Here is a 14,807-nt window from a genome sequence, read left to right as displayed (position 1 = left end):
TCTGGCTCCCGCGGTTGGACTTGAACCAACGACCGTCCGATTAACAGTCGGATGCTCTGCCAGCTGAGCTACGCGGGATCGCTAGCGCCCGTCCCGTGACCGGGTGGGCGACCGGTGAAAACTCTAACAGGTTCCAGCGGGTAGTCCCGACTCATATCCGGACTCCGCCACAGCGTCGTCGATCACACCCGATCGGCCCCGCACGGAAGTCAGGGTCTACCCAGCGATTGCGCCCGGAAACACGGGGAGTTTCGGGCGTAATCGCTGGCTAGACCATGACATCCTCACCGTCCCACCATCCCCATCCCCGCCTCGTTGTACCGGTCCCCCTGCACCCCGACCCGGCCAGCGAGCGAGTTCAGGTCGGCAACCTCATCAGCCGACAGCGCCACCGAAGCAGCTCCGATGTTCTCCGCGACCCGCTCGATGCGCCGCGTGCCCGGGATCGGCACGATCCACGGCTGCTGCGCCAGCAGCCACGCGAGCGCCACCTGCCCCGGCGTCGCGCCCTTCGCGCCGGCCAAACCCCGCACCTGGTCCACGAGCACCTGATTCGCGTCGCGGTTGGCGGCAGTGAACCGTGGGATCGAGGCCCGCATGTCGTCGGCGGTGAACGACGTCGACGCGTCGACCGCCCCCGTCAGGAACCCGCGCCCGAGCGGGCTGAACGGCACGAACCCGATGCCGAGCTCCGCGAGCGTGGGCAGCACCTCCGGCTCGGGGTCGCGGGTCCACAGCGAGTACTCGCTCTGCACCGCGGTGACCGGGTGCACCGCGTGCGCCCGCCGGATCGTGGCCGGGCTCGCCTCCGACAGGCCGAAGTGGCGCACCTTCCCGGCGTCCACCAGCTCCTTGACGGCGCCGGCCACGTCCTCGATCGGCACGTCGGGGTCCACACGGTGCTGGTAGAACAGGTCGATCACGTCGGTCCGCAGCCGCCGCAGCGACGCGTCGGCCACGGCGCGGATGTGCTCGGGCCGGCTGTCCAGGCCCACGTTCACGCCGTCCTCCAGCCGCCAGCCGAACTTGGTGGCGATCACCACCTGGTCGCGCACCGGCTCCAGCGCCTCGCCGACCAGCTCCTCGTTGACGTACGGCCCGTAGACCTCGGCCGTGTCGATCAGCGTGACGCCGCGGTCCACGGCGCCCCGCAGCACGCCGATCATCTCCTCGCGCGTGCCCGGGTTGGGGCCGTAGCCCTGGGACATCCCCATGGCGCCGAGGCCGACCGCCGAGACTTCCAGACCCTGGCCGAGCGTTCGGGTGTGCATCGTGACAGTCTCCTTCGCAGTGGGTTCCGGCCTCACGCTAGCCCCGCCCCGCGGCGCCGAGGAGGGTCTGTCGTTACCGGTGTCAGCGGGGACTCCCGGGCGCGGCGCGCGTGTTGCACCGTGAGGGGACCGGTCGTGCCAGGCGGTCGGCACAGGCGGCGTCGGTAGGCGCCCGGAAGGAGCACCGATGAGCTGGACCGAGCAGGAGCTGAAGCAGGTCGACGGCACCGACGAGCTGCACGTCTCGTCCTACCGCCCGGACGGCACGCTGCGCCCGTTCGTGACGATCTGGACGGCCCGCCTGGGCGACGACGTCTACGTCCGCTCGGCGTACGGCCCCGACAACGGCTGGTTCCGTCGCGCCAAGGAGTCGGGCACGGGCCGGGTCCGGGTGGGCGGCGTCGAGCGCGACGTCCGCTTCGAGGTCCCCGACGACGTCGTCCACGCGCCCCTGGACGACGCCTATCGCGCCAAGTACGGCAGGTACGACAAGCAGATCGTCGCCACCGTCGTGGGCCCGGCGCTCGTGGGCGCCACCCTGCGCGCCGTCCCCCAGGACTGAGGCGCGCGGCCGGTAGAAAACTAGGCCGGCAACCCCGCCGCGCTCCGCACCCGTGCCTCGGCGGCGTCGAGCGCCCGCGCGGCCTCCGGGTCCGACAGGTCGACGCCGCGCCCGCCGATCACCTGGGAGAACAGCTCGCCGTCGGCCCGACGGCGGACGGCGACGCGGGCGGACCGCCCGCCCGACAGCTTGACCGGCTCCGCGAGCACCACCGACCACTGCACCCGCTCGCGCAGCACCTGCGGCAGCACGTTGCGCCGGCCGTCGAGGGTGAGCGGCGTCGGCTCCTCGCCGTCGACCCAGTGCACCCGGATCACGTTGGAGTCGGTGTCGTAGGTCGCCCGGTCCACGTCGGCCCACTCCCGGTGCACGACGACGGACGGCGCGCCCCTGCTCTCCGCGTCCCCCTGGCCGCCGGCGGCCTCGGGCGCGGAGATCAGCAGCAGCTCGGCGCGCGTCGCGAACGCCCACGCCTCGCCCGCGGACGTGACCAGCGGGGCCTGGGCCAGCACGGCGTCGGTGCGGTGCGAGCGGACGGCGCGGCGGACCGCCTTCTGCGGGCGGCGCCCGAACCAGGAACGTAACCCCATGAGGCCCAGGCTAGTGGCCCCGGCCGCACCGGTCGGCCAGGGTGCCGGGCGAAGTCGGCAGTCGGCACCGAGATCGGTCCATCGATGGACCGATCTCGGTGCCAGGTGCCGATCTCGAAGCGAAGGGCCGACCTCAGGCCGACCGCACCCGGTCTGTCCGCCAGTACGCGCAGAAGTCGACGCGCGACTTCGGCACCCCGGCCTCCAGGCAGTGCGCCCGCGCCGCCAGCGTGAACGACGCCTCGCCCACCACGTACACGTAGGCCCCAGGGTCGACCCGGGTCGCCCGCAGCGCGTCGAGGGCGCTCGCCCCGGCGGGCCGGCCGCCGTCGCGCACCACCCAGCGGACGTCGGCGGCGGGCAGCGCGCGCCGGTCCGCCGCGTGCGGCACCTCCAGCAGGTACGTCACCTCGCGGTCGCCGAGCGCGTGCGCGATGCCCTCGACGCCGGGCAGGCCGGACTCGTCGGCGATCACCAGGACGGGCCCGTCGTGCTCGTCGGCGTTGAAGATGCGGCCCTGGTCGAGCAGCCCGACGAGCTCGCCGGTGCGACACCGCTGCGCCCACCTCGCCCCGGCGCCGTCCACCTGGCCGGCCGCGTCCCGGTGTACGACGAAGTCGACGTCGAGCTGCCAGCGGTCGCCCGCCCGCCGCGCCTCGCGCACCGTGTAGTTGCGCACGGCGGGGCGGATCGCGTCCGGCATCGCGAGCAGGCGCGCGTACCAGCCGTCGGCCGCGCCGAACGGCAGGTGCAGCGGCTGTCCGACGTCGGCGAAGAAGAGCCGGAACCAGTGGTCGTGGCCGAAAGGCTCGAACTCGTCCTCGAAGCCGTCCCCGGTGCTCTGCAGCGTGACCCGCCGGAACCCGGGCGAGACGGCGTGGCTGCCGACGACCTCGAAGGTGCGCACGGACGCGGCGGCTGGCTTCAGCGGCCGGGTCGAGGTGAGCGTCGTCATCAGCTCAGCGCGTCCTCGATCAGCGGCGTGAGCTCGTCCAGCGCGTAGAGCTGCGCGGCGGGCGTGCCGAGCGAGTACGCGGCGGAGAGGTCGTCGCCGATGACGACGGCGCGGCCGTCGGCGACCGCCGGGATCTGCTTCCAGCCGGCGTCGTCGGTGATCTCCTTGGCGTCGATCCAGATGGGGAACGCGACGATCAGGTCGGAGTCCAGCAGGTCGAGCTGCTCCTCGGAGATGCGCACGCTCCAGCCGTTCTCCTCGACGGGCAGGTCGGTGATGGTGGGGCTGGCCTCGAAGCCGAGCCGCTCCATGAAAAGCGAGCGCCCGTCGTTGACGTAGGCGCCCCAGCCCTCGCTGGTGCGGGTGGCGGCGGTGAAGGTGGTGCCGGCCCACTCGGGGTGGTCGGCGGCGGCCTGCTCGAACGCCTCGTCGACGCCGCCGAGCAGCGCGTCGCCCTCCTCGGGCACGCCCAGGGCCTGGGCGATCATCGTCACCTGCACGTCGTAGTCCGTGTGGTACGAGTCGCCGCCCTCGGGGACGCCGACGGTGGGGGCGATGGACGAGAGCCGGTCGTAGCGCTCCTGGTCGCCGGAGGAGTGGGTGTCGAGGATGAGGTCGGGCTCAAGCGCGGCGACCGCCTCGTACGACAGCTCCAGGGTGCCGAGGATCTCGGGCGCCTCGTCGTAGCCCTCCGACCAGGGGCCGACGCCGTCGCCGCCGAAGGCGAGCCAGTCGGACGCCCCGACCGGCTGCACGCCGAGCTCGAGCGCGACCTCGGCGTCGCCCCAGCCGAGCGCGACCACGCGCTCGGGCTGCTCGTCGATCGTCACCGGCTCGAACTTGGTCTCCACCGTGACGGGGAAGGCCCCGCCGGCGGCCGCGGAGCCCTCCGCGGACGGCGGGGCCGTCTCGGCGGAGCACGCGGCGAGCGCGAGGACGGGGACCACCAGGGTGGCGGCGAGCAGGCGAGGGGGACGCATCGGGTGGAGCTCTCTTCCGTGGGAAGGCAGGCGTAAGGGATGGGCGCGGTGCTTGACCAGCGCCTCGATTAGGTTAGCCTAACCTCCGTTATGCCCAACTCATCGGTCCAGCACCCCGTCGCGACCCGCTACCTCGCCCTCGGTGCCGGCACCGTGGCGCTGCTCGTCGTGATCGTCGCCAGCCTCGCGATCGGCAGCAGACCCGTCGCACCCGACGTCGTCGTCGCGGCCCTGCTCGGCCAGGACGTCCCCGCCGGGGACCGGCACGCGGTCGTCGAGCTGCGCGTCCCGCGCACCGTGATCGGCTGCGCGGTCGGCATCGCCCTCGGCGTCGCCGGCGCGCTCATCCAGGCCGTCACCCGCAACCCGCTCGCCGACCCCGGCATCCTCGGCGTCACGGCCGGCTCGTCGTTCTTCGTCGCGCTCGGCATCGTGTTCCTCGGGTTCAGCAGCCCCGAGCAGTACGTGTGGCTGGCCCTGGCCGGGCGCTCGTCGCGACGGTCGCGGTCGCGCTGGTCGGCGGCTCCGGCACCGCGCGCGTCGACCCCGTCCGGCTCACCCTGGCCGGCGTCGCGCTCACCGCCGTGCTCGCCGGCATCGTCTCCGGCCTGCGCATCGCGGAGCCGCGCACGTTCAACGCCCTGCTGACCTGGGAGACCGGCTCGCTCGTGGACCGCGGCTGGCAGGTCGCCACCCCGGTGCTGCCCTTCCTCGCGATCGGGCTCGTCACGGCGCTGCTGCTCGGCGGCTCCCTGAACGCCCTCGCCCTGGGCGACGACGTCGCCACCGCGCTCGGCTCCACCGTCTGGGTCACGCGGGTCGCCGCCGTCCTCGCGGTGACGCTGCTGGCCGGGGGAGCGACGGCGATCGTCGGGCCCATCTCGTTCATCGGCCTGATGGTGCCGCACGTCGCCCGCTGGGTCGCCGGACCCGACCAGCGCTGGATCATCGCGCTGACCCTGCTCTTCGCCCCCGTGCTGCTGCTCACCGCCGACGTCCTCGCGCGCGTCGTGCTCTGGCCCGGCGAGATGCCGGTCGGCATCGTCACCGCGTTCGTCGGCGCCCCGGTGCTCATCGCGCTGGTCCGCCGACGGAAGGCGTTCGCGCTGTGAGCGCCGTCCGCCCCCGCCCGCGCGTGCCCGCTCCAGCCGGCGCCGCACGCCTCAGCCCCCGCGCCCCGTCCCGCCCGACGACGGTCGCGCTCCTGCTCGCGTCCGCGACCGCCGTCCTGGCCGTCGTCGCCCTCATGCTCGGTGACTACCCGCTGACCGTGCCCCAGGTGCTGACCGCCCTGACCGGCACCGGCGGCTTCGAGTCCACGATCGTGCTCGAGTGGCGCCTGCCCCGCGTCACCGCCGCCATCCTGTTCGGCGCCGCGCTCGCGATCTCCGGCGCCCTCTTCCAGACCCTGACCCGCAAACCCCGCTCGGCTCGCCCGACCTCATCGGCTTCGCCACCGGCTCCTACACCGGCGTCATCGTCGTCACCGTGCTCCTCGGCACCAGCGTCGTCACCACGACGGCGGGCGCGCTCCTCGGCGGCCTCGCCACCGCCGTCGTCGTCTACCTGCTCGCCTACCGGCGCGGCGTCCAGGGCTTCCGGCTCATCGTGGTCGGCATCGGCGTCACCGCCATGCTGCACGCCCTGAACACCTGGCTCCTCCTGCGCGCGCAGGAGGAGGTCGCCATGGGCGCGGCCATCTGGGGCACGGGGTCGCTCAGCCTCACCTCCTGGGCCGACGTCGTCCCCGCGGTCGCGGTCCTCCTCGTCACCGCACCGCTGGTGCTCTGGGCCAGCCGCCCGCTGCGCCAGCTCGAGCTCGGCGACGACGCCGCGGCCGCCCACGGCGTGCGCGTCGAGCCCACCCGGCTCGCGATCATCGGCCTCGGCATCCTGCTCACCGCCCTGGTCACCGCCGCCACCGGCCCCATCGCGTTCGTCGCCCTCGCCGCACCCCAGGTCGCCCGGCGCCTCGGGGCCGGCGCCGGCATCCCGCTCGTGCCCTCCGCGCTCACCGGCGCCTTCCTGCTGCTCGGCGCCGACCTGCTCGCGCAGTACGTCCCGGCCCAGCCCGTACCCGTCGGCGTCGTGACCGTCGTGCTCGGCGGCGTCTACCTGCTCGGCGTCCTGGTCCGCGAGGCCCGGCGCGCATGACCCCGAACCGCCCGGAGGAACCCATGGACACGACCGCCCGCCTGCGCGCCGATGGCGTGACCCTCGCCTACGACGGCCGCGTCGTCTCCCAGGGCCTCGACCTCGCCGTACCCGACGGGTCGTTCACCGTCATCGTCGGCCCCAACGCCTGCGGCAAGTCCACCCTGCTGCGCGGCCTCGCCCGCCTCCTGCGCCCCACCGCGGCCAGGTCGTCCTCGACGGACGCTCCGTCGCCACCCTGCGCACCAAGGAGGTCGCCCGCCAGGTCGGCCTGCTGCCCCAGACCGCCGTCGCACCCGACGGCATCACCGTCGCCGACCTCGTCGCCCGCGGCCGCTACCCCCACCAGGACCTCTTCCGCCGCGACACCGCCGCCGACCGCGCCGCCGTCACCGCGGCCCTCGCGGCCACCGGCACCGAGGAACTGGCCCTGCGGCCCGTCGACGAGCTCTCCGGCGGGCAGCGCCAGCGCGTCTGGGTGGCCATGGCGCTCGCCCAGCAGACGCCCCTGCTGCTGCTCGACGAGCCGACCACCTACCTCGACATCGCGCACCAGATCGAGCTGCTCGACCTGTTCGCGCGGCTCAACGCCGAGGGCGCCACGCTCGTCGCCGTGCTGCACGACCTCAACCACGCCGCGCGCTACGCGACCCACCTGGTGGTCATGAAGGACGGCGAGATCGTCGCCACGGGAGCCCCCGAGCGGATCGTCACGGCCGAGCTGATCGAGGAGGTGTTCGGCCTGCCCAGCGTCGTCATCGACGACCCCCTCACCGGGCGGCCGCTCGTGGTGCCGCACAGCGCGTCGACACGCTGACCGGGGCCCGGCACGCGGGCCGGCGCGCCGCCATCCGAAAGAGGCGTAGTTCACCCCCTGGCAGGTCGGCGGACACCTCCCGGGTGCCGTAGGTTCTGGGCTCGTGACCTTGACGAACGCCGCGCCGCCCGCCGAACCGACGGACGCCAAGGGCGACGGGTCAGCAAGAGAGCGCCGGGAGGCCAAGGCCCGACGGCGGCGCGCGCTCCGGATCACGATCGCCGCGGTGGTCGTCTTCTTCTCCCTGGTCATCCTGGGCGGGCTCGGCTGGTATCTCGTCTCCGACGTCCAGGACCTCGGCTCGGAGACCGTCGCGGCCCGTGACCTGCTGGCCTCGTCCGAGGCGCGGGTGGCCGACCCCGCGACCCGCGAGGCCCTCTCGGCGCAGATCGCGGAGACCGAGACCCTGCTCGCCGAGCCGTTCCTCACCCGGCTCACCCTCGGGGACCACGGACGCCGGGGAGGCACTCACCGCGGCGACGGACGCGGTACGGGCCTCGATGGTGGACCTGGCCCGCCACGAGGTCACCTCCGCGCGCAAGAGTCTCAAGGCCGCGACGAACCGCGGCGAGGAGATCTACGCCGCGACCAAGGGCAAGGGCGCCGACGAGTCCGTCCGGTCCAGCCTGCGCGCCGCCCTCGACGTCGGCGGCGCCGCCGACGCCTCCGCGAGCGTCACCTTCACCGGTACTGACCTCGCGAAGCTGGGCCAGGCCGAGTACGACCTGAGCACCAACCGCTCCGTCGTCACGGCGGCCACGGAGGCGATGGCCTCCGCGCAGGACGCCGTCACCTGCCCCGCCCCGGACCAGGTGTGGGACCCGGACAGCGGCATGCTCGAGGACTCCGAGCTGGCGAAGATCCCGTGGGCGCCCGACTTCGTCGTGCGGGCCGACGTGCTGGACGGGCTGATCGCGCTCGACGAGGCGTACATGGCGGAGTTCGGCCAGCACCTGACGATCAACTCGGCCTACCGGTCGTACGCGTCGCAGGAGGAGCTGTACGACCCGTCGTCGCCCATCGCGGCGCCGCCCGGCTGCTCCAACCACGGCCTGGGGCTCGCGGTCGACATCGGCGGCGGCGTCGAGACGTTCGACACCCCGCAGTACGACTGGCTCAAGGCCAACGCCGAGGCCCACGGCTGGCTCCACCCGGCGTTCGCGGAGCCGAACGCCGGTGGAGCCAGCCGTGGGCCTCGGCGTTGGCCTTGAGCCAGTCGTACTGCGGGGTGTCGAACGTCTCGACGCCGCCGCCGATGTCGACCGCGAGCCCCAGGCCGTGGTTGGAGCAGCCGGGCGGCGCCGCGATGGGCGACGACGGGTCGTACAGCTCCTCCTGCGACGCGTACGACCGGTAGGCCGAGTTGAATCGTCAGGTGCTGGCCGAACTCCGCCATGTACGCCTCGTCGAGCGCGATCAGCCCGTCCAGCACGTCGGCCCCGCACGACGAAGTCGGGCGCCCACGGGATCTTCGCCAGCTCGGAGTCCTCGAGCATGCCGCTGTCCGGGTCCCACACCTGGTCCGGGGCGGGGCAGGTGACGGCGTCCTGCGCGGAGGCCATCGCCTCCGTGGCCGCCGTGACGACGGAGCGGTTGGTGCTCAGGTCGTACTACGGCCCTGGCCCAGCTTCGCGAGGTCAGTACCGGTGAAGGTGACGCTCGCGGAGGCGTCGGCGGCGCCGCCGACGTCGAGGGCGGCGCGCAGGCTGGACCGGACGGACTCGTCGGCGCCCTTGCCCTTGGTCGCGGCGTAGATCTCCTCGCCGCGGTTCGTCGCGGCCTTGAGACTCTTGCGCGCGGAGGTGACCTCGTGGCGGGCCAGGTCCACCATCGAGGCCCGTACCGCGTCCGTCGCCGCGGTGAGTGCCTCCCCGGCGTCCGTGGTCCCGAGGGTGAGCCGGGTGAGGAACGGCTCGGCGAGCAGGGTCTCGGTCTCCGCGATCTGCGCCGAGAGGGCCTCGCGGGTCGCGGGGTCGGCCACCCGCGCCTCGGACGAGGGCCAGCAGGTCACGGGCCGCGACGGTCTCCGAGCCGAGGTCCTGGACGTCGGAGACGAGATACCAGCCGAGCCCGCCCAGGATGACCAGGGAGAAGAAGACGACCACCGCGGCGATCGTGATCCGGAGCGCGCGCCGCCGTCGGGCCTTGGCCTCCCGGCGCTCTCTTGCTGACCCGTCGCCCTTGGCGTCCGTCGGTTCGGCGGGCGGCGCGGCGTTCGTCAAGGTCACGAGCCCAGAACCTACGGCACCCGGGAGGTGTCCGCCGACCTGCCAGGGGGGTGAACTACGCCTCTTTCGGATGGCGGCGCGCCGGCCCGCGTGCCGGGCCCCGGTCAGCGTGTCGACGCGCTGTGCGGCACCACGAGCGGCCGCCCGGTGAGGGGGTCGTCGATGACGACGCTGGGCAGGCCGAACACCTCCTCGATCAGCTCGGCCGTGACGATCCGCTCGGGGGCTCCCGTGGCGACGATCTCGCCGTCCTTCATGACCACCAGGTGGGTCGCGTAGCGCGCGGCGTGGTTGAGGTCGTGCAGCACGGCGACGAGCGTGGCGCCCTCGGCGTTGAGCCGCGCGAACAGGTCGAGCAGCTCGATCTGGTGCGCGATGTCGAGGTAGGTGGTCGGCTCGTCGAGCAGCAGCAGGGGCGTCTGCTGGGCGAGCGCCATGGCCACCCAGACGCGCTGGCGCTGCCCGCCGGAGAGCTCGTCGACGGGCCGCAGGGCCAGTTCCTCGGTGCCGGTGGCCGCGAGGGCCGCGGTGACGGCGGCGCGGTCGGCGGCGGTGTCGCGGCGGAAGAGGTCCTGGTGGGGGTAGCGGCCGCGGGCGACGAGGGTCGGCGACGGTGATGCCGTCGGGTGCGACGGCGGTCTGGGGCAGCAGGCCGACCTGGCGGGCGACCTCCTTGGTGCGCAGGGTGGCGACGGAGCGTCCGTCGAGGACGACCTGGCCGGCGGTGGGGCGCAGGAGGCGGGCGAGGCCGCGCAGCAGGGTGGACTTGCCGCAGGCGTTGGGGCCGACGATGACGGTGAACGACCCGTCGGGTACGGCGAGGTCGAGGCCCTGGGAGACGACGCGGCCGTCGTAGGCGAGGGTCACGCCATCGGCGCGCAGGCGGGCGGTCGTGTCCATGGGTTCCTCCGGGCGGTTCGGGGTCATGCGCGCCGGGCCTCGCGGACCAGGACGCCGAGCAGGTAGACGCCGCCGAGCACGACGGTCACGACGCCGACGGGTACGGGCTGGGCCGGGACGTACTGCGCGAGCAGGTCGGCGCCGAGCAGCAGGAAGGCGCCGGTGAGCGCGGAGGGCACGAGCGGGATGCCGGCGCCGGCCCCGAGGCGCCGGGCGACCTGGGGTGCGGCGAGGGCGACGAACGCGATGGGGCCGGTGGCGGCGGTGACCAGGGCGGTGAGCAGGATGCCGAGGCCGATGATCGCGAGCCGGGTGGGCTCGACGCGCACGCCGTGGCGGCCGCGGCGTCGTCGCCGAGCTCGAGCTGGCGCAGCGGGCGGCTGGCCCAGAGCACCAGCGGTGCGGTGACGAGGAGGACCGCGACCGCGGGGACGACGTCGGCCCAGGAGGTGAGGCTGAGCGACCCCGTGCCCCAGATGGCCGCGCCCATGGCGACCTCCTCCTGCGCGCGCAGGAGGAGCCAGGTGTTCAGGGCGTGCAGCATGGCGGTGACGCCGATGCCGACCACGATGAGCCGGAAGCCCTGGACGCCGCGCCGGTAGGCGAGCAGGTAGACGACGACGGCGGTGGCGAGGCCGCCGAGGAGCGCGCCCGCCGTCGTGGTGACGACGCTGGTGCCGAGGAGCACGGTGACGACGATGACGCCGGTGTAGGAGCCGGTGGCGAAGCCGATGAGGTCGGGCGAGCCGAGCGGGTTGCGGGTCAGGGTCTGGAAGAGGGCGCCGGAGATCGCGAGCGCGGCGCCGAACAGGATGGCGGCGGTGACGCGGGGCAGGCGCCACTCGAGCACGATCGTGGACTCGAAGCCGCCGGTGCCGGTCAGGGCGGTCAGCACCTGGGGCACGGTCAGCGGGTAGTCACCGAGCATGAGGGCGACGACGGCCAGGACGGCGGTCGCGGACGCGAGCAGGAGCGCGACCGTCGTCGGGCGGGACGGGGCGCGGGGGCTGAGGCGTGCGGCGCCGGCTGGAGCGGGCACGCGCGGGCGGGGGCGGACGGCGCTCACAGCGCGAACGCCTTCCGTCGGCGGACCAGCGCGATGAGCACCGGGGCGCCGACGAACGCGGTGACGATGCCGACCGGCATCTCGCCGGGCCAGAGCACGACGCGCGCGAGGACGTCGGCGGTGAGCAGCAGCACGGGGGCGAAGAGCAGGGTCAGCGCGATGATCCAGCGCTGGTCGGGTCCGGCGACCCAGCGGGCGACGTGCGGCACCATCAGGCCGATGAACGAGATGGGCCCGACGATCGCCGTCGCTCCCCCGGCCAGCAGCGTCACCGCGAGGACGGCGGCGACCCGCGTGACCCAGACGGTGGAGCCGAGCGCGGTGGCGACGTCGTCGCCCAGGGCGAGGGCGTTCAGGGAGCCGCCGAGCAGCAGCGCCGTGACGAGCCCGATCGCGAGGAAGGGCAGCACCGGGGTGGCGACCTGCCAGCCGCGGTCCACGAGCGAGCCGGTCTCCCAGGTCAGCAGGGCGTTGAACGTGCGCGGCTCCGCGATGCGCAGGCCGGAGACGATGCCGGCGAGCACGGCGGTGAGCGCGACGCCGGCCAGGGTGAGCCGGACGGGGTCGACGCGCGCGGTGCCGGAGCCGCCGACCAGCGCGACCGCGACCGTCGCGACGAGCGCCCCGGCCAGGGCCAGCCACACGTACTGCTCGGGGCTGCTGAACCCGAGGAACACGATGCCGAGCGCGACGAAGAACGACGAGCCGGCCGTGACGCCGAGGATGCCGGGGTCGGCGAGCGGGTTGCGGGTGACGGCCTGGATGAGCGCGCCGGCGACGCCGAGGGCGATGCCGACCGCGCAGCCGATCACGGTGCGCGGGACGCGCAGCTCGACGACCGCGTGCCGGTCCCCGGCGGGGACGTCCTGGCCGAGCAGGGCCGCGACGACGACGTCGGGTGCGACGGGTCTGCTGCCGATCGCGAGGCTGGCGACGATCACGACGAGCAGCGCCACGGTGCCGGCACCGAGGGCGAGGTAGCGGGTCGCGACGGGGTGCTGGACCGATGAGTTGGGCATAACGGAGGTTAGGCTAACCTAATCGAGGCGCTGGTCAAGCACCGCGCCCATCCCTTACGCCTGCCTTCCCACGGAAGAGAGCTCCACCCGATGCGTCCCCCTCGCCTGCTCGCCGCCACCCTGGTGGTCCCCGTCCTCGCGCTCGCCGCGTGCTCCGCCGAGACGGCCCCGCCGTCCGCGGAGGGCTCCGCGGCCGCCGGCGGGGCCTTCCCCGTCACGGTGGAGACCAAGTTCGAGCCGGTGACGATCGACGAGCAGCCCGAGCGCGTGGTCGCGCTCGGCTGGGGCGACGCCGAGGTCGCGCTCGAGCTCGGCGTGCAGCCGGTCGGGGCGTCCGACTGGCTCGCCTTCGGCGGCGACGGCGTCGGCCCCTGGTCGGAGGGCTACGACGAGGCGCCCGAGATCCTCGGCACCCTGGAGCTGTCGTACGAGGCGGTCGCCGCGCTTGAGCCCGACCTCATCCTCGACACCCACTCCTCCGGCGACCAGGAGCGCTACGACCGGCTCTCGTCCATCGCCCCCACCGTCGGCGTCCCCGAGGGCGGCGACTCGTACCACACGGACTACGACGTGCAGGTGACGATGATCGCCCAGGCCCTGGGCGTGCCCGAGGAGGGCGACGCGCTGCTCGGCGGCGTCGACGAGGCGTTCGAGCAGGCCGCCGCCGACCACCCCGAGTGGGCCGGCACCACCTTCACCGCCGCCACCCGCACCAGCGAGGGCTGGGGCGCCTACGTCAACGACGGGCGCTCGCTTTTCATGGAGCGGCTCGGCTTCGAGGCCAGCCCCACCATCACCGACCTGCCCGTCGAGGAGAACGGCTGGAGCGTGCGCATCTCCGAGGAGCAGCTCGACCTGCTGGACTCCGACCTGATCGTCGCGTTCCCCATCTGGATCGACGCCAAGGAGATCACCGACGACGCCGGCTGGAAGCAGATCCCGGCGGTCGCCGACGGCCGCGCCGTCGTCATCGGCGACGACCTCTCCGCCGCGTACTCGCTCGGCACGCCCGCCGCGCAGCTCTACGCGCTGGACGAGCTCACGCCGCTGATCGAGGACGCGCTGAGCTGATGACGACGCTCACCTCGACCCGGCCGCTGAAGCCAGCCGCCGCGTCCGTGCGCACCTTCGAGGTCGTCGGCAGCCACGCCGTCTCGCCCGGGTTCCGGCGGGTCACGCTGCAGAGCACCGGGGACGGCTTCGAGGACGAGTTCGAGCCTTTCGGCCACGACCACTGGTTCCGGCTCTTCTTCGCCGACGTCGGACAGCCGCTGCACCTGCCGTTCGGCGCGGCCGACGGCTGGTACGCGCGCCTGCTCGCGATGCCGGACGCGATCCGCCCCGCCGTGCGCAACTACACGGTGCGCGAGGCGCGGCGGGCGGGCGACCGCTGGCAGCTCGACGTCGACTTCGTCGTACACCGGGACGCGGCCGGCCAGGTGGACGGCGCCGGGGCGAGGTGGGCGCAGCGGTGTCGCACCGGCGAGCTCGTCGGGCTGCTCGACCAGGGCCGCATCTTCAACGCCGACGAGCACGACGGGCCCGTCCTGGTGATCGCCGACGAGTCCGGCCTGCCCGGCGTCGAGGGCATCGCGCACGCGCTCGGCGACCGCGAGGTGACGTACCTGCTGGAGGTGCCGCACGCGGCGGACCGGCGCGCGCTGCCCGCCGCCGACGTCCGCTGGGTGGTGCGCGACGGCGGCCGGCCCGCCGGGGCGAGCGCCCTCGACGCGCTGCGGGCGACCCGGGTCGACCCTGGGGCCTACGTGTACGTGGTGGGCGAGGCGTCGTTCACGCTGGCGGCGCGGGCGCACTGCCTGGAGGCCGGGGTGCCGAAGTCGCGCGTCGACTTCTGCGCGTACTGGCGGACAGACCGGGTGCGGTCGGCCTGAGGTCGGCCCTTCGCTTCGAGATCGGCACCTGGCACCGAGATCGGTCCATCGATGGACCGATCTCGGTGCCGACTGCCGACTTCGCCCGGCACCCTGGCCGACCGGTGCGGCCGGGGCCACTAGCCTGGGCCTCATGGGGTTACGTTCCTGGTTCGGGCGCCGCCCGCAGAAGGCGGTCCGCCGCGCCGTCCGCTCGCACCGCACCGACGCCGTGCTGGCCAGGCCCCGCTGGTCACGTCCGCGGGCGAGGCGTGGGCGTTCGCGACGCGCGCCGAGCTGCTGCTGATCTCCGCGCCCGAGGCCGCCGGCGGCCAGGGGGACGCGGAGAGCAGGGGCGCGCCGTCCGTCGTCGTGCACCGGGAGTGGGCCGACG

Annotated in this window: 12 protein-coding genes, 1 tRNA gene and 5 pseudogenes; 7 read left to right on the top strand and 11 right to left on the bottom strand. The window is 74.1% G+C overall.

Translation table 11 applies throughout. The features are described from left to right. Window positions 1-2 precede the first annotated feature (2 nt). A tRNA-Asn gene (locus FHX71_RS16490) sits at window positions 3-78 on the bottom strand. A 206-nt stretch (window positions 79-284) separates the two neighbouring features. Continuing rightward, on the bottom strand, window positions 285-1,271 hold the full coding sequence (locus tag FHX71_RS16485; protein ID WP_182618119.1) for an aldo/keto reductase: 987 nt from the start codon (window positions 1,269-1,271) through the stop codon (window positions 285-287). A 187-nt stretch (window positions 1,272-1,458) separates the two neighbouring features. On the opposite strand from FHX71_RS16485, the gene FHX71_RS16480 reads away from it, so the two are divergent. Beyond that, window positions 1,459-1,833: a DUF2255 family protein gene (locus tag FHX71_RS16480; RefSeq protein WP_182618118.1), complete on the top strand. Its 375-nt coding sequence runs from the start codon at window positions 1,459-1,461 to the stop codon at window positions 1,831-1,833. Window positions 1,834-1,853: 20 nt separating this feature from the next. On the opposite strand, the gene FHX71_RS16475 is transcribed toward FHX71_RS16480, so the two are convergent. The 3 genes from FHX71_RS16475 to FHX71_RS16465 form a co-directional block, all read right to left on the bottom strand. Beyond that, window positions 1,854-2,423, bottom strand: a complete 570-nt coding sequence (locus tag FHX71_RS16475) for a hypothetical protein (protein WP_182618115.1) — start codon at window positions 2,421-2,423, stop codon at window positions 1,854-1,856. A 133-nt stretch (window positions 2,424-2,556) separates the two neighbouring features. Continuing rightward, entirely contained in the window at window positions 2,557-3,378 is an 822-nt protein-coding gene (locus tag FHX71_RS16470) for a siderophore-interacting protein (protein ID WP_182618113.1), read from the bottom strand. Further along, entirely contained in the window at window positions 3,378-4,358 is a 981-nt protein-coding gene (locus FHX71_RS16465; protein ID WP_182618111.1) for an iron-siderophore ABC transporter substrate-binding protein, read from the bottom strand. The genes FHX71_RS16470 and FHX71_RS16465 overlap by 1 nt, the downstream gene beginning before the upstream one ends. Window positions 4,359-4,448: 90 nt before the next feature. On the opposite strand from FHX71_RS16465, the pseudogene FHX71_RS16460 reads away from it, so the two are divergent. The 4 genes and pseudogenes from FHX71_RS16460 to FHX71_RS16440 all read left to right on the top strand — a co-directional run bounded on the left by FHX71_RS16460 (window position 4,449) and on the right by FHX71_RS16440 (window position 8,540). Continuing rightward, window positions 4,449-5,470: pseudogene (locus tag FHX71_RS16460) on the top strand (FecCD family ABC transporter permease). Continuing rightward, a pseudogene (locus FHX71_RS16455) lies at window positions 5,467-6,512 on the top strand (FecCD family ABC transporter permease). The pseudogenes FHX71_RS16460 and FHX71_RS16455 overlap by 4 nt, the downstream one beginning before the upstream one ends. Next, window positions 6,509-7,329 (top strand): annotated as a pseudogene (locus tag FHX71_RS16450) (ABC transporter ATP-binding protein). Before FHX71_RS16455 ends, FHX71_RS16450 begins: the two co-directional pseudogenes overlap by 4 nt. 500 nt (window positions 7,330-7,829) lie before the next feature. Beyond that, entirely contained in the window at window positions 7,830-8,540 is a 711-nt protein-coding gene (locus tag FHX71_RS16440) for a M15 family metallopeptidase (RefSeq protein ID WP_182618138.1), read from the top strand. Here the strand turns inward: FHX71_RS16440 and FHX71_RS30315 are convergent. From FHX71_RS30315 to FHX71_RS16415, 6 genes and pseudogenes are all read right to left on the bottom strand, one after another. Continuing rightward, window positions 8,446-8,658: a M15 family metallopeptidase gene (locus tag FHX71_RS30315; RefSeq protein WP_182618764.1), complete on the bottom strand. Its 213-nt coding sequence runs from the start codon at window positions 8,656-8,658 to the stop codon at window positions 8,446-8,448. The genes FHX71_RS16440 and FHX71_RS30315 overlap by 95 nt on opposite strands. A 271-nt stretch (window positions 8,659-8,929) precedes the next feature. Beyond that, window positions 8,930-9,340: a hypothetical protein gene (locus FHX71_RS16430; RefSeq protein WP_182618136.1), complete on the bottom strand. Its 411-nt coding sequence runs from the start codon at window positions 9,338-9,340 to the stop codon at window positions 8,930-8,932. 321 nt (window positions 9,341-9,661) lie between these two features. Then, window positions 9,662-10,457, bottom strand: a pseudogene (locus FHX71_RS16425) (ABC transporter ATP-binding protein). A 23-nt stretch (window positions 10,458-10,480) separates the two neighbouring features. Next, a complete protein-coding gene (locus FHX71_RS30100) occupies window positions 10,481-10,786 on the bottom strand; it encodes an iron chelate uptake ABC transporter family permease subunit (protein WP_312877067.1) in 306 nt (101 codons plus the stop codon). A 65-nt stretch (window positions 10,787-10,851) separates the two neighbouring features. Beyond that, window positions 10,852-11,385: pseudogene (locus tag FHX71_RS30095) on the bottom strand (FecCD family ABC transporter permease); the annotation flags it as partial. A gap of 134 nt (window positions 11,386-11,519) precedes the next feature. Beyond that, entirely contained in the window at window positions 11,520-12,542 is a 1,023-nt protein-coding gene (locus FHX71_RS16415; RefSeq protein ID WP_182618109.1) for a FecCD family ABC transporter permease, read from the bottom strand. Between the two features lie 90 nt (window positions 12,543-12,632). Here FHX71_RS16415 and FHX71_RS16410 point away from each other — a divergent pair, with 90 nt between their 5' ends. Both FHX71_RS16410 and FHX71_RS16405 read left to right on the top strand, forming a co-directional pair. Beyond that, window positions 12,633-13,613 (top strand): iron-siderophore ABC transporter substrate-binding protein, encoded by a 981-nt coding sequence (locus tag FHX71_RS16410; RefSeq protein WP_182618111.1) that lies wholly within the window; start codon window positions 12,633-12,635, stop codon window positions 13,611-13,613. Next, window positions 13,613-14,434 (top strand): siderophore-interacting protein, encoded by an 822-nt coding sequence (locus tag FHX71_RS16405; RefSeq protein WP_182618113.1) that lies wholly within the window; start codon window positions 13,613-13,615, stop codon window positions 14,432-14,434. Before FHX71_RS16410 ends, FHX71_RS16405 begins: the two co-directional genes overlap by 1 nt. Window positions 14,435-14,807 lie beyond the last annotated feature (373 nt).

Source organism: Promicromonospora sukumoe (assembly GCF_014137995.1).
GTDB classification, from domain to species: Bacteria; Actinomycetota; Actinomycetes; order Actinomycetales; family Cellulomonadaceae; genus Promicromonospora; species Promicromonospora sukumoe.
This window is presented reverse-complemented; position numbering and strand designations above follow the sequence as displayed.